The sequence below is a fragment of the Bradyrhizobium sp. 172 genome, assembly GCF_023101065.1.
Taxonomy (GTDB): Bacteria; Pseudomonadota; Alphaproteobacteria; order Rhizobiales; family Xanthobacteraceae; genus Bradyrhizobium; species Bradyrhizobium canariense_D.
In genome coordinates this window covers 1,692,364-1,713,595 of sequence record NZ_CP064701.1, presented here as the reverse complement: position 1 = coordinate 1,713,595, position 21,232 = coordinate 1,692,364, and the positions used below count along the sequence as shown (strand labels likewise).

At 59.4% G+C, this 21,232-nt stretch carries 13 protein-coding genes and 5 pseudogenes; 11 read left to right on the top strand and 7 right to left on the bottom strand.

The window, feature by feature from the left end; translation table 11 throughout:
• Nucleotides 1–214: 214 nt before the first annotated feature.
• Nucleotides 215–1,240, bottom strand: coding sequence for an IS110 family transposase (locus IVB07_RS08195; RefSeq protein ID WP_247454925.1), 1,026 nt, complete (start codon nucleotides 1,238–1,240; stop codon nucleotides 215–217).
• A gap of 214 nt (nucleotides 1,241–1,454) precedes the next feature.
• Between IVB07_RS08195 and IVB07_RS08190 the strand changes: the two are divergent.
• Together IVB07_RS08190 and IVB07_RS08185 are read left to right on the top strand one after the other, a co-directional pair.
• Nucleotides 1,455–2,485 (top strand): annotated as a pseudogene (locus IVB07_RS08190) (IS110 family transposase).
• 318 nt (nucleotides 2,486–2,803) lie between these two features.
• Nucleotides 2,804–3,835 (top strand): IS110 family transposase, encoded by a 1,032-nt coding sequence (locus tag IVB07_RS08185; protein WP_247296495.1) that lies wholly within the window; start codon nucleotides 2,804–2,806, stop codon nucleotides 3,833–3,835.
• 383 nt (nucleotides 3,836–4,218) lie between these two features.
• On the opposite strand, the gene IVB07_RS08180 is transcribed toward IVB07_RS08185, so the two are convergent.
• The 4 genes from IVB07_RS08180 to IVB07_RS08165 form a co-directional block, all read right to left on the bottom strand.
• Nucleotides 4,219–4,968, bottom strand: coding sequence for a hypothetical protein (locus IVB07_RS08180; protein ID WP_247488653.1), 750 nt, complete (start codon nucleotides 4,966–4,968; stop codon nucleotides 4,219–4,221).
• Nucleotides 4,969–5,422: 454 nt separating this feature from the next.
• Nucleotides 5,423–6,493, bottom strand: coding sequence for a transporter (locus IVB07_RS08175; protein ID WP_247488652.1), 1,071 nt, complete (start codon nucleotides 6,491–6,493; stop codon nucleotides 5,423–5,425).
• A 363-nt stretch (nucleotides 6,494–6,856) separates the two neighbouring features.
• The gene (locus IVB07_RS08170) at nucleotides 6,857–7,819 is read right to left on the bottom strand and encodes a hypothetical protein (RefSeq protein ID WP_247767580.1); all 963 of its coding nucleotides are present in this window, start codon (nucleotides 7,817–7,819) and stop codon (nucleotides 6,857–6,859) included.
• A gap of 857 nt (nucleotides 7,820–8,676) precedes the next feature.
• Nucleotides 8,677–9,213: a hypothetical protein gene (locus IVB07_RS08165; RefSeq protein WP_247767579.1), complete on the bottom strand. Its 537-nt coding sequence runs from the start codon at nucleotides 9,211–9,213 to the stop codon at nucleotides 8,677–8,679.
• Nucleotides 9,214–9,471: 258 nt separating this feature from the next.
• On the opposite strand from IVB07_RS08165, the gene IVB07_RS08160 reads away from it, so the two are divergent.
• From IVB07_RS08160 to IVB07_RS08120, 9 genes and pseudogenes are all read left to right on the top strand, one after another.
• Nucleotides 9,472–10,143, top strand: coding sequence for a hypothetical protein (locus IVB07_RS08160; RefSeq protein WP_247767795.1), 672 nt, complete (start codon nucleotides 9,472–9,474; stop codon nucleotides 10,141–10,143).
• Nucleotides 10,144–10,328: 185 nt separating this feature from the next.
• Entirely contained in the window at nucleotides 10,329–11,783 is a 1,455-nt protein-coding gene (locus IVB07_RS08155; RefSeq protein WP_247767794.1) for a DUF1254 domain-containing protein, read from the top strand.
• A gap of 77 nt (nucleotides 11,784–11,860) precedes the next feature.
• Nucleotides 11,861–13,303, top strand: a complete 1,443-nt coding sequence (locus tag IVB07_RS08150) for a DUF1254 domain-containing protein (RefSeq protein WP_247523969.1) — start codon at nucleotides 11,861–11,863, stop codon at nucleotides 13,301–13,303.
• A 106-nt stretch (nucleotides 13,304–13,409) separates the two neighbouring features.
• Nucleotides 13,410–13,688, top strand: a pseudogene (locus tag IVB07_RS08145) (cell envelope protein); the annotation flags it as partial.
• Between the two features lie 48 nt (nucleotides 13,689–13,736).
• Nucleotides 13,737–13,958 (top strand): annotated as a pseudogene (locus tag IVB07_RS08140) (DUF1214 domain-containing protein); the annotation flags it as partial.
• Nucleotides 13,955–14,194 carry a hypothetical protein gene (locus IVB07_RS08135; RefSeq protein ID WP_247488646.1) on the top strand — a complete coding sequence of 80 codons (240 nt, stop codon included), beginning with the start codon at nucleotides 13,955–13,957 and terminating at the stop codon, nucleotides 14,192–14,194. The pseudogene IVB07_RS08140 and the gene IVB07_RS08135, both read left to right, overlap by 4 nt.
• A gap of 50 nt (nucleotides 14,195–14,244) precedes the next feature.
• On the top strand, nucleotides 14,245–14,616 hold the full coding sequence (locus tag IVB07_RS08130) for a hypothetical protein (protein WP_247488644.1): 372 nt from the start codon (nucleotides 14,245–14,247) through the stop codon (nucleotides 14,614–14,616).
• A gap of 845 nt (nucleotides 14,617–15,461) precedes the next feature.
• Nucleotides 15,462–16,473: pseudogene (locus IVB07_RS08125) on the top strand (IS110 family transposase).
• A gap of 712 nt (nucleotides 16,474–17,185) precedes the next feature.
• Nucleotides 17,186–17,461 (top strand): annotated as a pseudogene (locus IVB07_RS08120) (tail fiber domain-containing protein); the annotation flags it as partial.
• Nucleotides 17,462–18,861: 1,400 nt separating this feature from the next.
• Here IVB07_RS08120 and istB read toward each other — a convergent pair.
• On the bottom strand, nucleotides 18,862–19,623 hold the full coding sequence (gene istB, locus IVB07_RS08115) for an IS21-like element helper ATPase IstB (RefSeq protein WP_027515747.1): 762 nt from the start codon (nucleotides 19,621–19,623) through the stop codon (nucleotides 18,862–18,864).
• A 19-nt stretch (nucleotides 19,624–19,642) separates the two neighbouring features.
• Nucleotides 19,643–21,184, bottom strand: coding sequence for an IS21 family transposase (istA, locus tag IVB07_RS08110; protein WP_247294116.1), 1,542 nt, complete (start codon nucleotides 21,182–21,184; stop codon nucleotides 19,643–19,645).
• Between the last annotated feature and the right edge of the window lie 48 nt (nucleotides 21,185–21,232).

Below are 21,232 nucleotides of genomic sequence, written 5' to 3'. Positions count from 1 at the left end.
CGTCAAGCATATAATTTCGTTCAGGGGACACTGCCGGGTGCATGGTTGTCTTCGCGGTCGGCATTAGCCGCCGCATGAGGGAGCTTCGCAGGACGAGCCTTCAATGTGGACGACGCACTTTGCTGAGTCAGCAGTGCAACAGCATCAGCGGAATGGCTCGGCTCACGTCTCGGCAGGGACACCTTGGGCGTTCGGGTTCTGAACGCGATCGGGCTTATGCGGTGGCTCCGGCATTCGGATTGAAGAGTTCGCCAGTCTTAAGCATCGTATGCATTATAACCGCCAGTTTGCGCGCCACGGCCACGGCAGCTCTTTTGAAGCCAATCCTCTCCCGGAGCTTCAGACCCCACGTGCGCAGAGTGCTGTCGGTTGAGCTGCGCGTCAGAATGACCGCAGCCGCTTCGTACAGAAGCCCTCGCAAATGGTGGTCGCCCCGTCGGGATATATGGCCGTCATAATCGACTTCTCCGGATTGGTAGCGGCGCGTTGTCAGGCCGATCCAGGCGCCAACAGATCGGGATTTCCTGAAGTTGTCCGGCCTCTCAATGGCTGTTGTGAAGGCGGTTGCGGTGATCGCACCGATGCCGGGAATGGACATAAGGATGCGGCAAGCCTCACTCTGGCGCGCGTCCTGGACCAACTGGCGTCCGAGTTCGGCGGCGCGGATGCGAATGCCACGCCAGGCTTCCAGCATCGGAAGCACGATCGATGCAAGTCCGTCCTGATCGGCAAGAAGGCTCCGGACGTTCTTCTCGAAGGTGCTTCCCTTTCCGGCAGAAACGACCAGACCGAAGGTTTTCATGACGCCGCGGATCTGGTTGGAAAGCTCGGTAGTGATTCGGACCAGCCGCGTCCGCGCTGCGACAAGCGTGCGGGTCAGCATGCTGTCGAATCCCTTCACACGCACCTCACGAAAGAAGCCGACTTCCGCGAGTTGCGCCAGGCCATCGGCGTCGTTTGCGTCCGTCTTATTCGCCGCCATATCGAGCGCCGCTTTAGCATGGCGCGCATCGATGCAGATCGCCGGCAAGCCTTCGGCGCGCAGAGAATGATAGAACCACACCGACAGCGGTCCGGTCTCGAATACGACGCGTTTCACGGATGGCGCCCGCTTGCGGATGAGCTCGGCTATGATTCTGGGATCAGATGCGCACTTGCCGCGCCAGATCCGTTCACCTGCTCGGCGGATCGAGACTGACGTCTCTTTCATCGACACGTCGAGACCGATATATTCTTCCATGGCTGTTCTCCATTCGATGCTTGGGCCCGGCGTCCGGTCGTGAGCCCGTATTTCCATCCTATCGGGGAACAGCCACCAGCTTCCATTGTCGGTTGACCCGGCTTGAGGGGCGACTCGCTCCCGCGATTACCCCATGTGGACGGCTCCTCCACGGGCACGAGAGTGCCAAACAATGGGCGCCGTTTAAGGCTCCCACGATTCGGAGGAGCAGCCTATGCAGTCAATTTCAACGATGGGTCTGGATATCGCGAAGTCGGTCTTTCAAGTGCATGGCGTCGATGCAGCCGGCCAGGTGGTCATACGCCGTCAGCTCAAGCGCCGTTTCGTGCTGTCCTTCTTTGAGAAGTTGCCGCCGTGCCTAGTCGGGATCGAGGCTTGCGCTTCATCGCACCATTGGTCCCGCGAGCTGCAGGCGTTGGGGCATACGGTGCGACTGATGCCACCGGCCTATGTGAAGCCCTATGTCAAGCGGCAGAAGAACGACAGCACCGATGCGGAGGCTATTTGTGAGGCGGTCACAAGGCCCAACATGCGGTTCGTGCCGACCAAGACGATCGAACAACAGAGCTGTCTGATGCTTCATCGCGTGCGCCATCTCTTCATTCGTCAGCAGACTGCCGTTATCAACTCGATCCGCGCATATCTGGCCGAGTTCGGGATTGTTGCGCCCGTCGGGCGCAGGGGTGTCGAACAGCTGTTGGAAGTCGTCGCCGATCCAGCTGACCGCCGGCTCCCGGAGGTGGCCCGCGCGTGTCTTGCGGCTCTCGGCAGTCAGTTGCGGGCACTGAAGGCTCAGATCCTGGAGTTTGATAGGCGCATTATTGCCTGGCATCGATCAAACGCGACGAGCAGGCGACTGGATGCGATCCCTGGCGTCGGTCCAGCATTGACAACGGCGCTAGTCGCGAGCGTTGCCGATGCCAAGGCTTCCGATCGGGGCGGGACTGCTCGGCCTGGGTCGGGCTTGTGCCGAAGCAGAACTCGAGTGGGGGCAAGGACAAGCTTGGCAGTATCAGCAAGCAAGGCGATCGCTATTTACGCAGCCTGTTCACAGCGGGCGCACGCGCCGTGATCCGCTATGCCAAGATCCATGGCACAAGCCATCGGCCTTGGCTCACTGCGTTGTTGGCACGGCGCCCCACCAAGGTCGCAGCCATCGCACTCGCCAATAAGCTCGCCAGGATGGCATGGGCGATGATGGCCAGGAACGAACCCTACAAGGAACCCGCCGGCTTTACGGCGTGAACGAGATCACAGCCGGTCATCCGGCTGTAACGTAACGGTTGGAACGGCGAACAGCACTAATGCAGCGCCGGTCGATCCGGCGATCAGGACAACCCACATGGGCCAGGGCATCTTCGAATGCGTGCTTTTGATCGGGACCTGATCCGCGGAGGGCATTATGGCCAGCGGTCATGAGTACCGCACAAGAAGGCCGAACACATGGCTGCTCCGACCAAGGCTGCAAGTGAAGATTCTCCTTGCCAACCCGGAGCCAATGGTATGGACCCCGCCCTTGCGGCGGTGGAATCTCAAGCGTCAACTGCAGCGAAGGAGGATGTTATGCAGGTCGTTCGGATAGGTCTAGATCTGGCGAAGTATGTCTTCGAAGTTCACGGCGTCGACAACCACGGGAAAGTCGTTGTGCGAAAGAGGTTACGTCGCGATGCGGTGGCCGGCTTTTTCGCCAATTTACCGGCCTGCCTGGTCGGCATGGAGGCTTCCAACGGGGCACACTATTGGGCTCGCGTGCTCACGGAGCTTGGCCATCAGGTCCGACTAATCAGCCCTCAGTTCGTGACACCATACGTCAAGTCGAACAAAAACGACCAGAACGATGCGGAAGCCATCTGCGAAGCGGTCGGTCGTCCGTCCATGCGCTTCGTGCCACCGAAATCAACCGATCAGCTGGCGGTACAGGCCGTCCACCGCATTCGCCGGCGCCTGGTCGCCGATCGAGTCAGGCTCGTCAATCAAATTCGCGGTCTTCTGTCCGAGCATGGGATTGTCATTGCCCGTGACATCGCGCAGCTGCGGCGTGGCCTCGCGGTCATCGTAGGAAACATCAATGACGACCTCAGCGAGATGCTCCGAGCGCTCATGAGGGAACTGCAAGAGGAGCTGTCCGAGCTTGATACCCGCATTGCAGCCTATGACCGGCGGATAAGGGAAATCTTCCGTACGAGTGAGCAGTGCCAGCGGCTCGGCAAAATCGAAGGCGTCGGACCTGTGACAGCAACAGCCTTGGTCGCCGCCGTGGGCGATAGAAGCTGTTTCAAGAACGGCCGACAGTTCGCGGCTTGGCTTGGTCTGGTACCCAAGCAGCGATCCAGTGGAGGGCGGGCCCGCTTGTTCGGCATCAGCAAACGGGGGGATCGATACCTGCGGACGCTGATGATTCACGGAGCTCGCGCCGCTTTAAGCCGTGCTAATGGCAAGCAGGATCCGCGAAGCCTATGGCTCGGCAAGATGCGGCAACGGCGCCATCCCAATGTCGCGGCCGTGGCTCTTGCCAACAAGAACGCGCGGATCGTGTGGGCTATGCTCACAGGCGGCGCGGCTTATGAGCCGGCGCTTTCGGTGAAGGCGGCCTGAAGCGAAGCGGCAATCAAGGAAAGGAGGTCTCACCGGCAATTGCAACAAATGGCAGGAGATGGCGAAACGGTCACCCCGTCGCTTCCCGAACCTGATGTGTGGACCGGCACGGCTTGCGCCGATGTCTCGGGGCCGTTGAGGTGGAAGCGGGCGAAAACCATCGAGGCTCGCGGCGGAGACGTTGTCCAGCCGCATCAAGAAGCCGGATATACGTCAGCAGTTGTGGCCGTCGATCCTGATCAAGCCAGTCGTTGCAATCGGGCGGGGTCCATATACGGGGCGATGCTGCGGTACGTCCGGAGTTAGGGGGAGACCGGAAGTGACCGGCAGAGGGTCAAACCGACGCGCTTGACTCCGAAGCGGAAATCGTTGCGTTCCTTAAGCTACCGATCCAATGGGGCCAACGCGCTCAGCAACGGTTCGCTCGAGATTGCCATCAGACCAGTAAAGGGATGGCTCAACTCGACTATGAGAAAAATTGCCGTTGATGCCGACAGCGCACAGACGAACAGCGTCACCACGATGATTACGTTTGGACGCGCAAACAACCCGAAGCTGATGAAGGTGGCCGTAAGCCAAAAAACAAGTACGTTTTCGAACGGCCCTGGGATGGAATAAGACGATTGTGCAAAAAGGACCCGTGTTTGGGCCAAATCGATACCGAGCTGAATGGCCTTGGTCTGCGTGATGCGTTCAGTGTCATTGTGCGGGGTGAGCTTGAGCAAACTGTCGAAGAAGAGGTCGGCCTGGGCTGTGGCTTCGAACGGCGCAGCTTTTGTCGAAACTCCATCTTGTTCCCGCCAAATTCGATCCACGAGACTCTGCACGGCACTTCGTAGCAAAGCACGCACTTGCTGTGCATCGGCACCTGAACGCGCGAGCATGTTATCGAGCAAAATGACGTTGGCGGTAATATTCTTGATTTGGTTGCTCTGCGTATACAGCGCGCTCTGCGCGGAGGCTATGAGAAGGCCAAGAACAAGCGCCGAGAGCGTCGCAATCAAACCGGTTCCTACCCTAACGACATCCCTTGTGTCGGAATTGAGATGGTGCTCGGGAAAGACATTGCGCAGGAAAATTCCGAGCAAGGCTCCGCCGAAGATAAACACGAACGCGACCCCCGCAATAAACATGCTCCATGCAGCTCCTGCTGTTTTGGCGACGATGCGGCTCTGGGGATCACCTCACGATCCCCGCGAGTATCTCTGCGTCCCCCATATGCGAGCTCAGCTTACTGATGCCATATTGCCTATCGACCTCGATAGCGCACTTGGCCCCCACTCGAAATCCCGGACGGTTCACCAGTAGTCCCGTTTTCTCGGCAGACCGGAAGCGCTCGCGCGCGGACCCGACGCTATTGACCCAACGTAAATATAAACGCTCCTAAGCTGGAGCCCGAACCATTACGGCAACATACATCACCCCTCGGCCGCTAACATGCCACGAACAAAACGGCCCGCGTTCTCGAAACAAGAATCCATCGTCGTGACTTCGATTCTTGCTCGCCTAGTAAGCCCGTGGTGGCTTCGCACAGCGCTACACCTTCATTTCAGCCCAGCCAATGGGTCGATAGCGGCCTGCATGCTACTACTTCGTCACGATCCGCCGCGACGGGGCGACGGTGGTGGTCGGCGCCATTGGCGAAAGCGAGAAAGTCAGCCACGTATTCCAGCCGGCCGGCCGATTTTCTGCGGCAAACTCGCCATAGCCTTTCAGGTTCACATATCCCTGCAGATCACCGACAGGAAACAGGTAGCCGATCTGAGGACCGACACTCACCACGCGCGACCGGAACCCACCCAGGATCGGAGGCTGACCAAAATCGTCCGTAATCTGTTGATAGTAGTAGCCGACCAATCCGACGAAGAGCTGCTTCGACAGAAACTGCGAAGCACCCCAATCGATGTGAAAATCGATGCCGTTCTGATATTGAGTGTCAGTGTTCTTGAAATTGTAGGTGAACCCGGCGACCGCCGAAAATTCGTGTCCCAACTTCTCATCGAAGTAGGTATAGCCGCCGCCGCCGTCGATGGCTCCATGACCGATGCCGAGGTTAGCAAGGCGGCTTGCAGAATAGGCGCCAACAGGAATGTCGCCCGTCAAATACGTCATGTAATTGTGGGCGCCGGCATTCCACTTCAGTGTTGCCTGCGGGTATAAATCGCCAACTGAGGTGATTGAATCGGAGAGCGTACCCGTGCGGGTCGTCACAAACGGCCCGACCGCCGCCGTCAGCGTTCCGTCAAGCGTGGCGGCGGACCGACCAAACAAGCCGGTGATGCCAATTGCCAATTGTCCCCCGAGTACCGGCGTCGCAAACGTGTAGGTTGGGTTGAGCAGGACAAGGTCCGCCTGAGCGTTCAAACGCAGATTTAAATCGACATTGACGTTAGCGGGGATCCGGCCAACGCGAATTTCTCTCGCTGCGGCTGCGTTACCGAAGGCGGATACGCTGGTGTGATAATAGACTTCGGCCATCGACCAGCCCGGCATCGCAGGGACTGCCGCGAGGCTGCCGAAACGCCCCGGAAGCCAGTACGAGATGCCGTCCTCGTCGGCATAAGCAGCGTCGGACAAGAAGCCGGCAAACGCCACGGCCAGGCCAATCGTTGCGCGAACAAAACCACAAGACTTGCGCTTGGATACGCATTGCGTCATCTGCCTGCCCCTCCGCTAACGAATGACAGTGTATCGATGGCCGGTTCTATGTCTCGCTCAAAGGTAGTAATCTCATCAGATTCACGCTGTATGTTGCCCTAAAGTCACGCCCACTCTCCGCTACTTCGGGTCCTGACGCGGCTGCGATCCTCAAGGCAAGCTGCTCAGGATCAATGACAACGACGATTTCGCGGCGGCGACCGCGCTCAGCCGGCGGTGGGCGGCAGTTGGAATCAGCGGAGCGGCTTGCGCCTGCCCACCGATCTCGCGCTGACAAAGTTCGTCAAGCATTTCAAACGTTAACTGTTGCGACTGCCTAGGGCCATGAAGGGCCAAATGCATTAAGCGATCAAGACTCGCGTACTAATTGCGTGCCGCGTAAAGCGGCGTTCTGAGCGTTAGCTGGAAGGCAGGCTTCGGCACCCACATGATCTCGGCGGTAACTCCGAACAGGCGGTTGTCATTGCCGTCCATGCGATCGAGATCAAGGCGCACAATTGGCTCGATGAACGGCTGGATCGGCGCAAGGTTCAGAAGCTGTGCGCCCTCAAACGACTGGACGCCAATACGTCCGGTGAACTTCCAATTGTTCGGCCATTGGTAGTATGCGCCGACATAGCCTATCGTGTTGGGTCTGACATTGACCACCGCATTACTGACATCGACGCGCGTGTGCTGGATACCCGCAAGCACCCCCCTGGTCTCGTCGGCATTCAGCGCATAGTCGAACTCGAGGATGTTGTTGAACGATATCGCGGTCAGCGGTCCATTGGGGATAGATTGGGTGATGGTGGATTGCAGTGTCACAGTCGGAAAGGTACCGCCGTTCTGCTGATAGAGGTCCGCTTGTAAACCGATATTCCAGCTCGTAATGTCAAATGACGACCATCCTCCGCCCCCAAACTGCGTTGAACTGCCGGAGACGCCGCCGTAAAGCGAGACGTTATCGGTGACGTCAACAGTGAACGGAAGATCAACGTTTACCGATTTCGCCGCTGGCAAGCTGGCCGGCAATGCCGCGCCGTTCGGCCCAGAGAGCGTCTGCACTGCATTGAAGAATGAGGGGTGGCCAAAACCAAACGCTAGGGATCCCGCCGGGATCTGCCCGTAATAGAATCTAAGGTCGAGGTACATCGTCGGCACAGCCGGCTTTGCCTCGCCGTCATCGGCGGCATCTGCAGCCAACGAGCTGGCCACTGGACAGATCAGCACGGCGGCGAGTGCAGCCGCTACGGTAGTTTGAAGATAAAACAATGCAGGCTCCGCGTTCGACACAAACCTGACTTTACCGCATGGCCGCTTCAGATGGTGAAACACGTCTGCCATGAACCGCGCCACTTAGTGCGCAAATGTTCAAACCACAATGTACTCGCTGACTCTAGGTCCACGCCAGCAGCGCGCCCCCAATAGCAGTTTCCAGAGCCAAGAATAAGCACCTCGGCGGAATTCTCAACTTGAACAAGGCTGCCCCGCTTTGCGCCAAACCGGCTAGTCTAAAGTCGCCTGTCCGGGCCCGGCCCAATGGCCGCCTTGCGCCAGACGCGGTTTTAGACGAGAGCGCTTGGCAGGGTCTCGGCTCAGGCCAGGAGCTGACATCCAAGACACGTCGAAGGCAATGTCCCGCATTTTGCACCCTAATCCTCCGATACCTGGCCATCACCAATGGCGCGCCATCAATCCTGCCCGGCTCGATTTAGTCAGTAGTTTCACAGGTGCGCAATATACGAACTGACCCACAGGATAGAGGCAAGAAGACCGATGACGCCGGCGTTGTCAGCAAAGGCGGTAGCGCTTCCCGACATCCCAAAAGAAGCAGTTCCCGGTTCATCTCGTCCGGTATGGAGATGACCGCCGGGTACACCGTCGTTCCACCGAGCGCGTTCGTGGGCGCCAGCGTCCCGGACGCGGCGATCGGGCGTTGGCCGATCCCCTCGGGATTCCGATGATCCTTGCATGATAGATGGGGCCTGGAACGTTGTCGAAAACGATAACAACCGGCGCGCCTTCCTTGACCGCCTGGAAACCGTTCTGCGCGAACATCCCGACCAGCGTGATGTCATCTTCCACGATGAACGACATCGCCGAGCGTGCCTGCAGCGCCCGATCGCCCACGGACAATGCGACAACGGTGACATAGCCTTCCGCCGGCGCACACACCCGTCTGTGACAATTCCCAGTTGGCGTTATCGAGCTGTGCCTGAACTTGCGCGGACCGACGTGTTGACGCCACCGATCTCGGAGTCGACCTGCGCCTTCAATTGCGAGTTCGCATCGTCTGACGCAAGCGTTTGTATGTCGGCGAGGCGCTTCGCGTTGTACTCTGCGCGCTGAGCCCGGTGACATTCGCTGTCGCTTGCTCGTAATTCGCCTTTAGAATTTTGGTCTGCTGCTTTGCCGCGGCCAGCGAGGCCTGCAATTGCGTGACCTTGTACTGGAATGGGGCCCGGTCGATCTGAAACAACACGCTGTCCCTCCACGTTCGGCTTGGCCGGGATTGCGACAATTTGTCCCGTCACATTCGGGGTCACTTCCAGCACGCGGCCGGTCACCGTCACGCGGCCCAACGGGGTGAGATAATTAAAAAGCGCGAGAAATGTTGCGAGGACTAACCCGCCAATCAGCAGCGAAATTGTCCCGGACAACCAGCCCCACTTCACGAGCCGAAATTTCGAAAACACCAACCACAGCGCGACAACGTATAGGCATACAATTATGACCATGACTCGCTCTCATAGTTTGTGCTAACGTGATACTCGTGGAGGTAGCCGATGCATCATTTCGAGATCGCCCTTCAACGTTAAGCTCGACGAGCCTTTAGTTCCAGCGCCCCTTATTCGAGTCCTGCACACGCCCTGCGGCGTTTAATGCAGCCGATGTTGCATGTTCTTTGAATGCGACCTCTCGCGCCCCCCGCGCGCGGGTGCTTCCAGGTCGACCGATCGAATTTCTGCAAAAAAGGAAAAAAAGGAATGGGTTTCATGCGCATTACAAAACTGAATCTGATTGTCGGAAGTGTCGCCGTGACCGCTGCGCTGTACGGCACAGAAGTAGCGCTTGCTCAGAGCGCGGCAGCGCCGCTTTCGCTGAAAACAATCGGTACTCCATCTGCTCTGGCCAAACCCGAGATCGTGCCCTCGCTGTTCGTGCTCAACTCGCGTGGCGCGACGTTGCAGGGCGACACGCTCACCTTAATTGGCGTAACACCCAGCTCGATCATCTTCGCCGATCGGCCGGTGCGGTCCGCCGGGCACCAGCCCACTGCCGACGTAATCGCGGAATGGGGATCGGGCGCGGACAGTTTCACCAACAACCCGCCGAACGCGACCTTGTCCGTGTTCGGCAAGGACGGTTCGATGAAGGACGCGGTCGTCGTGCTGAAAAATCCGAAGCTCGAAGGCGACAAGCTAACGTTCAACGTTCAGACCCTGGAGGGAGATATCGCCGGCGCCGACGGTGGAGCCGCCCTCTTCATCGACATTATCGGCCGGCCGTTCACGCCGATGTCGTTTGCCGGCGTCGCACGTCGTTCGGCGTTTCGCGGCGCCATGTATGCTGGCGTCGTAGGCGCCGCTGCATACGGAGCGGCTGCGTACTACCACCCATACGCCCGCCCGGCTTGCGGTTATTACCCCTATCCACCCTGTTACTGAAACGAATGAAGAGAGGGGGATCGCGGCGCCGGTTGGCCAAAGGCGGCGAACGAATGATGCCGACCAGCTAACCAAAGGAAACGTCACGCCGACCATCAGGTGAGGCGGGAAGAGCCCGACCTTGACAAAGAGAATTGAACGAAGCTGTCAATCAACGATCAACGATTCAGAAAACGAGGTTCAACATGTTTCGAGGAATCTTGCCGCTAACATTGTCTCTTTGCCTTGGCGCCGCGACAGCGCCCGTGGCGCTGGCCCAATCGGCAGCACCCATCACCGAACAGGAGGCGCACGCAATCGCGGTAGACGCCTATGTTTATTTCTACTCCATCATGTCGATGGACGTTTCTCGCAAGCAATTCACCAACGGCATGGGCAATTTCAAAGGGCCGATGAATACGTTCGTCAATGTGGGTAAATACCCTCCGGCGGATTTTAAAGGCGTAGTGCGCTCCAACTTCGATACGCTGTATTCCGCCTCATGGCTGGACATGACCAAGGAGCCAGTCGTCATCTCAGCACCGGATACCAATGGGCGATACTACCTGCTGCCAATGCTCGACATGTGGACCGACGTCTTTGCGTCGCCCGGCTGGCGCACGACGGGCACTAGGGCCGGGACGTTCCTGGTGGCACGCGCGAACTGGAGGCCGGATCTGCGCGACAAGTTTGCAGAGGAGTTCAAGCTTCCAAAAGACACTCAACGCATCGACGCGCCAACCCCCTACGTCTGGCTGATCGGCCGGACCAAGACCGACGGCCCGCCGGATTATGATGCGGTTCACAAGATCCAGGCCGGCTACAAGGTCACGCTCCTTTCCGAGTATGGCAAAACGCCAAAGCCGGCCGAATTCAAGCCCGACCCAAGCATCGACATGAAGACACCGCCAAAGACCCAGGTCGATACGATGTCCGCGGGCGTGTATTTCGCTAATGCTGCCGAGTTGCTCAAGCTGCATCCGCCTCATGTCACTGACGATCCGATTCTCGCGCAGATGAAGCAAATCGGCATTGAGCCTGGCAAAAGCTTCGACATCGGCAAGCTCGATCCAATCCTGCAGCGAGCGCTCGAAACCGCACCGCAGGACGCGCAGAAACTGATGGCCTGGAAGCTGCCGACGCTGGCGCGCGTTGCCAACGGATGGGCGATGAACACCGACACGGTGGGCGTATATGGCAACTATTACCTGAAGCGCGCCATTCTCGCGCAGCAGGGTCTCGGCGCGAACGTGGTCGAGGATGCCATCTATCCGCTCAATCTCGCGGACGACAGCGGCAAGCCGCTTGATGGCGCAAACAAATACACCGTCACATTCCAGAAGGGCGCCACGCCCCCTGTCAATGCGTTCTGGTCCATCACGCTCTACGACCAGGATGGTTTCCAGGTCGGCAATACGCTGAACCGTTTTGCGGTCAGCAGCTGGATGCCGTTCAAGTACAACGCGGATGGATCGCTCGATCTCTATTTCCAGAACGCGAGCCCTGGCAAGGACCTCGAAGCCAATTGGCTTCCGGCGCCGCAGGGAGCTTTCAATCTGACGATGCGGCTGTACGCGCCGAAGTCGGAAGCGCTGACCGGTAAATGGAATCCGCCGCCGATCATGAAGGCGCAGACGACGGTGGGCATTTCGGCCCAATGAAAGTTGACAGGACGTCGGGGCTTCGGCGCCGGCGACCGACCGCGAACAACAACACTCCCAAAACAGGAGCTGACATCATGTTGACGAAGCGCGATCTTCTTCGTTCCGCGGCGCTGGCCGCAATCTCCGCCTCAACGGCGAATTCCGTCCTGGCACAGGCGCAGACAAGCGCCCCGCGACCGGGCTTCCTCAAAGCAAAAGACATTGCCGAGGCAGGCTTTATCTATGGCCTGCCGATCGTGATGAATTACGCGGTCATGAATGAATACGCCATCGACCGCAACTCCGGGCAATTCAAGGCTCCCTTCAATCAGATCAGGAACGAGCCGAACGTATTCACCTACAAGGACACTGCCATCGTAACTCCGAACAGCGACACGCCGTATTCGTTCGTATGGATGGACCTGCGGGCGGAGCCGATCGTCATTTCGGTTCCGGGGGTCGATCCCAAACGCTACTACTCAGTCATGCTTTGCGACGGCAATACCTACAATTACGGTTATATCGGAAACCGTGCGACGGGCAGCCAGCCAGGCGACTACATGGTGGTCGGGCCGGACTGGAAGGGCGCGACGCCGCCCGGCATCAAGAAGGTGTTTCGCTCCGGAACGCAGTTTTCCCTGGCCGGTTACCGCACTCAGCTTTTCAATCCGGAAGACCTCGACAACGTCAAGAAGGTTCAGGCCGGCTACAAGGCGCAGCCGCTGTCGGCCTATCTCAACCAGCCCGCACCGACCGCCGCGCCCGTGATCGATTTCCCCAAGATCGACAAGGAACTCGTGAAGACGAACTTCTTCGAGTATCTCGACTTCGCGCTGCAGTTCGCCCCCGCCCAGGAGAACGAAAATGAAATCCGCGCAAAGCTCGCAAGCATTGGCGTTGGCCCAGGAAAAACGTTCAACTTCAGGGACCTATCGCTGGAGGACAAGCTCGAGGTCGGCTTGGGCATGAAAGAAGGTGAACGCAAGGTCGACGAAGCCGTCGCCAATGTCGGCAAGGCGGTCAATGGCTGGCGGATCGGTTCGCTGCCTGGCGACAGCGCCCATTACGATGGCGACTGGTTGAAACGTGCCGTTGCCGCGAAGGCGGGCATTTACGGCAACGACGCAGCGGAGGCGATGTATCCCTTCACGCGCGTCGACGTCGATGGCAAGACACTCGACGGCAGCAAAAGTAGCTACACGCTGACATTCCTGTCGGGTCAGCAGCCGCCCGTAAATGCGTTCTGGTCACTTACAATGTACGACGGCAAGACGCAGTTGCTGATCGAAAATCCGATCAACCGATATCTGGTCAACTCCCCCATGATACCGGCCATGAGAACGAACCCGGACGGTTCGCTGACGCTGTATATCCAGAACAACTCGCCGGGCGCCGACAAGGAAGCCAATTGGCTGCCTGCACCGAAGGGGCCGATCTATCTGGTGATGCGACTTTACTGGCCGAAGACCGAGGCACCGTCGATATTGCCCGCCGGCGAAGGCTCTTGGAAGCCGCCGGCGATCTTCGCGGTGAACTAGCACGTCGAGCGGTAGCGCGGACTCTCCATCGTCGTGATCCCGCTGTCTCGGAACCCAGGATCGACACGCGCCTCAGCCGAAGCGATTAAGACAGAGGAGTGTTCACGTGATTACAACGCGCGATCTGCTTCGTAGCGCAGCGCTATCTGCGCTCACTGGCACGACAATGATGCCCGGCCCTGCGGGTTCGCAGGCCAAGGCGGAATGGCCTGACATCCGCGAGGCCAAGGCCATCCCCGAGGAAGGCTTCATCTACGGCCTCCCGATCGTAATGAACTACGCGGCGATGTACGAATTCTCCGTGGATCGAAATTCGAGCCAGTTCAAAGCGCCTTTCAATCAGTTGAAAAACGAGGCGTATGTCGCAACCTACAAAGACACCGCCCCCGCCAAGGGCGGTCTCTATGGCAGTGACGCCGTTGAGGAGGTCTACCCATTTACCAAGTCGCTTGCCAGCGGCGGCCCGCTCTACGGCTCCGAGCATAGTTACACACTGACCTTTCCTGCTGGAGGGCCTCTCCCGGTCGAGGCATTCTGGTCGGTCACGATCTATGACGGCAAAACACAATGGCTGAACGCGCAGGCCGATCTCGCTCTCCTCGATCCGATCTACACGTACGGCACACCCTTGCCATCGAGGCAGGCGGTCCAATGACAAAGATCTTCCTGGTCACCATACTTTACGGCCTTGAAGTGGTATTCGCGACGGCCGCCCCCGCCAGGACACCGCTCACGAAAGCCGCGATGGCCGCCGATGTTCGTCGGGCCACACCTCTCGTGGATAGCTGCAGAAGCACCTTCATCTGCAGGCAGGACTTGTTTGATCGTAACAACAGGAACAACCTGCGCTTCGATTGGCCCAGTCCTCCGGCTCAAGCAGGCCAGTTCTAACGCGGTACTTTTGGTTGCAATTAAATCGGTAGGCGTTGAAGGAGGTCAAAATGAAGATAGCGGCGTTATCTGCAGCGCTCCTCGGAGCCCATTTATTTGTGATGCCGGTCTCGGATCGCGTCCCCGAACTGAAGGCAGAGGCGCTTTGCAGAGCCACTACGGCTGACGACAAGACCATGGGGCTTGCCCTGCCTCAAAGCTTTGCCGACTGCATGCGCGATGAGTTGGCCGCACAAAAGCAGCTCAACACGGTTTGGGCCACTGCATCCGTGCCTCTTCGTGATAGGTGCGAAGGTGAAGCCACAATCGTAGACCAGAGCTATGTTGATCTTCTTACGTGCATCCAAATGGCAGATTGGCTGAAGTCGCCGTCAACTGCGACACGGTTGAGGGGAGCAAGTAAGGATCGAAATTCACAGTGATCCGCTCGAGAACGGGGGCTGCGTTGTTGGTGGAACGCCTTGGCGGACGGGATTTGAGCCACAATGAATTCCTGCGGTCGATAGCTCGATTTTTGGCGTCAGGAATCTCACCAGTAATCACGATGTGATTGAGGCCAAAGATACCGGCGCTCTCAAGCGCTTTCCGCTGCACGCGCCGCAACCGGCATCATGCACGCCATGCTGCTGTGCATGGCGCTGGTGCTGAGCGGGCGTTGAGTGGTTTTTATGCGCTTGGTCAATGACGTGGCCGCGCCCTGAAAATATGCTGTTGAGGTCTGTTGACGGGAGTAGAGCAGAAGTCATCGCCTCCGACGCGGACCGCCGCCCTTGGACCCGTAGCGGACCTCGCAGCCCACTTCGTCTAGAGACCCCTGTACAATTTGTGAAGTCGGACAGAAGGTTGCGCCGCCAATTTGCGCCCTGTAGCGGTGCAGAATTTATCCGGGAGACCGAAAAGCTTGGTTTGGAAGTGGTCTAACGCGTAGGAAATATCATCAGGCTTCCTTCGGGCAGCTGTTGGGTCTTCAAAGTCATAGATTGCTGCCCTGCGCGTTCCGGCGAGATAGAGGCAACGCGCAATGCCGATCCAAGCAATGGCGTGCAGTCGGTCAGCGTCCTGGAGTATTTTTGCTTCGAGGCTGATCGAAGCGATACCAGCAGAGAAACTGTGCGCTTCGATGGAATGGCAAACTCGACCTCTGCGGTGTTTGGCCAGCCGAGGACAGACAGTGGACGGCTCATCCACGGGCACGAGAGTGCCAAGGAGTGGGCGCTGTTTAAGCGCTCCCACGATTCGGAGGAGCAGCCTATAGTCAATTTCAACGATGGGTCTGGATATCGCGAAGTCGGTCTTTCAAGTGCATGGCGTCGATGCAGCCGGCCAGGTGGTCATACGCCGTCAGCTGAGCGCCGTTTCGTGCTATCCTTGTTTGAGAAGTTACCGCCGCGCCTAGTTGGGATCGAGGCTTGCGCTTCATCGCACCATTGGTCCCGCGAGCTGCAGGCGTTAGGGCATACGGTGCGATTGATGCCTCTAGCTTATGTGAAGCCCTATGTCAAGCGGCAGAAGAACGACAGCACCGATGCGGAGGCTATTTGTGAGGCGGTCACAAGGCCCAACATGCGGTTCGTGCCGACCAAGACGATCGAACAACAGAGCTGTCTGATGCTTCATCGCGTGCGCCATCTCTTCATTCGTCAGCAGACTGCCGTTATCAACTCGATCCGCGCATATCTGGCCGAGTTCGGGATTGTTGCGCCCGTCGGGCGCAGGGGTGTCGAACAGCTGTTGGAAGTCGTCGCCGATCCAGCTGACCGCCGGCTCCCGGAGGTGGCCCGCGCGTGTCTTGCGGCTCTCGGCAGTCAGTTGCGGGCACTGAAGGCTCAGATCCTGGAGTTTGATAGGCGCATTATTGCCTGGCATCGATCAAACGCGACGAGCAGGCGACTGGATGCGATCCCTGGCGTCGGTCCAGCATTGACAACGGCGCTAGTCGCGAGCGTTGCCGATGCCAAGGCTTCCGATCGGGGCGGGACTGCTCGGCCTGGGTCGGGCTTGTGCCGAAGCAGAACTCGAGTGGGGGCAAGGACAAGCTTGGCAGTATCAGCAAGCAAGGCGATCGCTATTTACGCAGCCTGTTCACAGCGGGCGCACGCGCCGTGATCCGCTATGCCAAGATCCATGGCACAAGCCATCGGCCTTGGCTCACTGCGTTGTTGGCACGGCGCCCCACCAAGGTCGCAGCCATCGCACTCGCCAATAAGCTCGCCAGGATGGCATGGGCGATGATGGCCAGGAACGAACCCTACAAGGAACCCGCCGCTCTTACGGCGTGAACGAGATCACAGCCGGTCATCCGGGTGTGACGTGACGGTTGGAACGGCGAACAGCACCAATGCGGCGCCGGTCGATCCGGCGATCAGGACAACCCACATGGGCCATGCCATCTTCGAATGCGTGCTTTTGATCGGGACCTGATCCGCGGAGGGCATATGGCCAGCGGTCATGAGTACCGCACAAGAAGGCCGAACACGTGGCTGCTCCGACCAACGCCGCAAGTGAAGATTCTCCTTCCAACCTGGAGCCGTCCACCATCGCTTCCGTTCGCGGAGTGTCGCGACATGTCGGCTCACAGGGACAAACCGGAAGTTTGCAGCCGGGCGCCAGTTGGGCGGCTTGTGGACCCAAGGCTGACGTCGCTGCTGTCCGCGGCTAAGTGGGATGCGATTTTTATGCGGCAGGCATTGCTCCGAACGACAGTTGCTCGCCGGGCGAAAATCTATGCTATTGTTTGGGGCAAGCCTCCCTGCCAACCTGCCAACAATTGAACGAAGGAGAAAAACGATGCGCTCACTTCTACTCGCCGCGCTCGGCATTACCGCGTTCTCGGCAACCATGGCTGTCGAGATACCTGAGGCAACTGCTGTCGTCTATTGTGCCGCCGGTGTCTACCGCGCCGGCTGCGTCGTCCGACCCGGCGCCGTCGTCCGACCCGGCGGCGTAGCATCCGTCCGAGGTGTTGCCCGACGTACTACCCGGCGTGTTGTTCGGCGATCCGACATGATGCTTAAGCACGACATCTCGCTTCTCGGCCACCTCGATAACGGCCTTGGCTTCTACCGCTTCAGCTACAACGGCAGCGACAAGGCCTATGTCGGCGTGATGGCGCAGGAAGTCCAGACAGTCATGCCCGCAGCGGTACTGCGCGGCAGCGACGGCTATCTGGGGGTCTACTACGACAAGCTCGGCCTGAAGTTCCAGACGTACGACCAGTGGACCGCGTCGGGCGCTCATGTCCCAGCCGGCACACCAGTCGACCGGTAACGCTTGGACAAAAGCAAAGGGCGCAAGAATCCGTTGCCGTGGTGGCACGGCATCTTTGATGCGCGGCTCCGAACAAGCGCATAAGGCGCCCGCTTCAGTGGGCTATCGCGCAGCGATAGTGCCCGGCTTTGCTGGGAACGATCCTGACAGGGCTCGCGCCACGCGCCCCTGAGCGTTTATGAACTAAGATCACAGGAGCGTTGAAGATGGTCCGTTTGTCCTCCATGTCCGGAGCCGCGCTGGCGCTGTATATGTGCCGCAAACGTGTTTGCCACGACGTTTCGCCACCGCCATCTTCGGCCTCATGGTGGGATCCTCCAGTTCGCGCGAGCCGTCCCACACTGTCCAGGCGGAGCAGATCTTGGAAGGCGGCGTTGAGATCGCGTTGCACTTGGCGCGAGTTTGATCTTGCTACATTAGGGAGGGCGGAGAGGTGCGGAAAGACTTTCCACGCCATCGGAACGAGCCGTGACACTCCGGACTGACCGCTAACCGGGGGCCATGTCTCCTTCTGTGAAGGGTTTCGGATGCCGGCCCTATGACGGTGTTGCCGCGCACACGGGGCCGGCGTCCGAAAGCCTCCAAAGGAGGAAACCGCGCTGGGGGGACGTAGGACGTCGCGTCAAACAACCTTCAGACGATCAGGACGATCGCCTATGGGGATTTGATGTTTGGCGGCACCTGTACTTTCAATGGCTTGGCTATAGCAAAAATACCACACCACACAATCTAAACGTGAGCTCCTCGATATTCGAAGGCCATGAGGCTAACCGATCTCTGGTGGCTGGAAAGCCCCCAGAGCTATCAGAGCCGAAACTGTTTCGATCTGCTCGTCAAGAGCATCACCGCATTTGTAACTCTGCTTACGTCGAGATTCCGACTCGTCCAACTAGCGCGACGTTGCACACAATCGCGATCGAGGGTTCGAGTTGGCTCTTGTGCAATGGTTGGTGCTCCGCCACGCCTTCCAGATCAGCACGTCCTCAATCATCGAATCATCGTCAGCTACGGGCTAATTGCCCCGCTCGTCACGATGAGCTGTCGCCTATTGCTTCGCCGTGTCGCCAGCCGCGGCGTTCTACCGCGCGAGCGGTTTAGTCCCGTGGGCCCTTAGCCGAGTCGCTGCCCGCCTCGACCTGACGTCCGATAAGCGCCCTTAGCGGGATCCAGCGATCCACTATGGAACCAAATGGTGCGTCGTACGTTGGGGACGGTTCGGCGGGCCGCAGGGGCGTCCGCCCCATGTTCATCTCAGTTAGCGAGGGTCGCATCGGGCCGTTGCGGATTCCGGGGATTGCGGCCAGAGATTCCGATTGAACGCGACCATGCATTCCGATCGAAGGCGGCCACCTGTTCCGACGAAGGCGGCCGGGGTGTCGTTGCCGGCATGAGGAGTTGGGTCAGGTTTTCTTCGCGGCGTCAAGATTGGCGCGTTGGGCAGTTATTTTCCGCATGCTGTCTCCTTTGAGGATGAGGCGGTGAGCGTTGTGGACGAGGCGGTCGAGGACGGCGTCGGCGATGGTCGGGTCGGCGATGATCTCATGCCAATTTTCGATCGGTACCTGGCTGGTGATGATGGTCGATCCGCGCTGGTGACGATCGTCGACGACTTCGAGGAGATCGCGACGCTGCTCGCCGGTAATCGGAGCGAGGCCCCAGTCGTCGAGGATGAGCAAATCGACCCTCGATAACGTCTTGAGGAGCCGCGCATAGCGTCCGTCGCCGCGGGCGAGCGCAAGAGCTTCGAACAGCCTTGGCAGGCGATGGTACAAGACCGATCGATTATCGCGGCATGCCTTGTGACCGAGCGCGCAGGCGATCCAGCTCTTGCCGACGCCGGTCGGCCCGGTGATGAGCAAATTTTGCTTGCGGCCGATCCAATCGCCATCGACGAGCTTGGCAAAGAAGGCGCGGTCGATGCCGCGCGGAGCGCGCAGATCGACATCTTCGACGATTGCGGCCTGCCGTAGCGAGGCAAACTTCAGGCGTACGATGAGCCTTTTGTTCTCTCGCTCAGTTGCTTCGCGATCGATCATCAGGCCGAGGCGCTGCTCGAAGGTCAGCGCGGTGACGTCCGGTTGGCGTTGCTGATCATCGAAGGCCTTGGCCATTCCGGCGAGCCCGAGAGCGGCGAGACGTTCGTGGGTATGATTGCTGAGCATAATGCCTCCTTGTTGCTGGTCAGTGGTAGTAGCCGCGGCCACGGATGTTACCGTGCTGGATGGGATCGGCGTCGGGGGTGGTGTCGGGAAGGAAGGACTTGTCCAGGCCGGTCTTGAGGATCGAGGCAATCGACCGATAGCTCGCTGAGCCGATGCTGATCCCGCGGCGGCAAGCGGCTTCGAGACGTTGCGTCCCATAGGTCTTTTCCAACCGCAGGATGCCGAGACAGGATCGGAAGCCCTGCTCGGGATGCGGCTTTGTCCGCATGATCGCCTCGCACAGCGCGATTGTGGACGGACCGACTTTCTCAGCGGCGGCCAGCAGACGCGCCGGCGTCCAGAAGGCGTATCGGCGATGCGCGCTCGGCATGTGCTCGGGGATCGTGGTGTGGCGGCGCTTCACCCCCGAGCGTGCATGGCTGGCGATGCGGGTGCCGCGATGGAACACCTCGATGGTGGCTTCGGTGGCCCGAACCTCGACAACCTGGCGGATCATGCGGGATGGCACCGAGTAGAAGTGTCCCTGAACTTCGACATGGTAATCCGGCGCCACACGGGCACGACGCCATTCGGCGTACTGATAGGCCTCGGCCGGCAGCGGCATCAGGGCCGGACGATCGATGGTGTCGAAGAACTCGCGGCGGCTGGCACCGAGCTTGCGCATCAGGCGGGCGTTGAGTTGGTCGACCAGGATGCGGATCGCAACATTCAACTCGGCGAGCGAGAAGAAGCGCCGGTTGCGCAGCCGCGCCAAAATCCATCGCTGGACGATAAGAACCGCCGCCTCCACCTTGGCCTTGTCGCGCGGCTTGCGGGGCCGCGCCGGCATAATGGTGGTGCCGTAATGGGCGGCAAGATCTTGGTAGGTCCGGTTGACGCCTGGCTCGTAGCGGCTCACCACCGTCACCCCGGCCTTCAGATTGTCGCAGACGAGCGCCTTCGGCACCCCGCCCAGGAAGGTGAGCGCATCCACATGGGCGCCGATCCAGTCGGGCAGCGCCTCGCTGAACCGGGCTTGGGCAAAGGTGTAATTCGACGCTCCCATGACCGCGACGAAGATCTTGGCGGCGCGCACCTCCCCGGTGAGCCCGTCGAACACCGGCATGGTATCGCCGGCGAAGTCCACGAACAGCTTTTCGCCGGCCGCGTGGGTCTGCCGCATGGTCGCCGTGATGCCGTGGCGCCATTCGACGTAGAGGTCGCAGAACCGGCTGTAGCCGTAGCCGTCGGGATGATGGCCGCGGTATTCCTCCCACAGCAGTGCCAGCGTTACGCTGCGGCGGCGCAACTCGGCATGGACATGCCCCCAATCCGGAAGCGGCTTCGATCGTGGCGGGTTGTAGCCGGCTGGCGCAAACAGCTTGCGCTCCAGGGCTGTGTCGTCGAGCTCCTCCGGGATCGGCCAGGTGATGCCGATCACCGCGGCCCGGCGGACATACTCCGCGATCGCCGTGCGACCGATCCCGACCGATCGGGAGATCACCCGATCGCTCACCCCACAAGCATACTTCAGGCGTAGAACTTCTCGAATCTTCCGCATCGGCAATCTCTCGGCGGGCATCGGACCTCCCATTGCGTCAACCGCAAAAGGAGGGACCTTGCCCCGTTC

What these genes read in the sequence shown, in the direction of transcription:
- IVB07_RS08195 (WP_247454925.1), bottom strand. Translation starts at nt 1,240, where the DNA reads ATGGAAGAATATATCGGTCTCGACGTGTCGATGAAAGAGACGTCAGTC.
- IVB07_RS08185 (WP_247296495.1), top strand. Translation starts at nt 2,804, where the DNA reads ATGCAGGTCGTTCGGATAGGTCTAGATCTGGCGAAGTATGTCTTCGAA.
- IVB07_RS08180 (WP_247488653.1), bottom strand. Translation starts at nt 4,968, where the DNA reads ATGTTTATTGCGGGGGTCGCGTTCGTGTTTATCTTCGGCGGAGCCTTG.
- IVB07_RS08175 (WP_247488652.1), bottom strand. Translation starts at nt 6,493, where the DNA reads ATGACGCAATGCGTATCCAAGCGCAAGTCTTGTGGTTTTGTTCGCGCA.
- IVB07_RS08170 (WP_247767580.1), bottom strand. Translation starts at nt 7,819, where the DNA reads ATGGCAGACGTGTTTCACCATCTGAAGCGGCCATGCGGTAAAGTCAGG.
- IVB07_RS08165 (WP_247767579.1), bottom strand. Translation starts at nt 9,213, where the DNA reads ATGGTCATAATTGTATGCCTATACGTTGTCGCGCTGTGGTTGGTGTTT.
- IVB07_RS08160 (WP_247767795.1), top strand. Translation starts at nt 9,472, where the DNA reads ATGCGCATTACAAAACTGAATCTGATTGTCGGAAGTGTCGCCGTGACC.
- IVB07_RS08155 (WP_247767794.1), top strand. Translation starts at nt 10,329, where the DNA reads ATGTTTCGAGGAATCTTGCCGCTAACATTGTCTCTTTGCCTTGGCGCC.
- IVB07_RS08150 (WP_247523969.1), top strand. Translation starts at nt 11,861, where the DNA reads ATGTTGACGAAGCGCGATCTTCTTCGTTCCGCGGCGCTGGCCGCAATC.
- IVB07_RS08135 (WP_247488646.1), top strand. Translation starts at nt 13,955, where the DNA reads ATGACAAAGATCTTCCTGGTCACCATACTTTACGGCCTTGAAGTGGTA.
- IVB07_RS08130 (WP_247488644.1), top strand. Translation starts at nt 14,245, where the DNA reads ATGAAGATAGCGGCGTTATCTGCAGCGCTCCTCGGAGCCCATTTATTT.
- istB (WP_027515747.1), bottom strand. Translation starts at nt 19,623, where the DNA reads ATGCTCAGCAATCATACCCACGAACGTCTCGCCGCTCTCGGGCTCGCC.
- istA (WP_247294116.1), bottom strand. Translation starts at nt 21,184, where the DNA reads ATGCCCGCCGAGAGATTGCCGATGCGGAAGATTCGAGAAGTTCTACGC.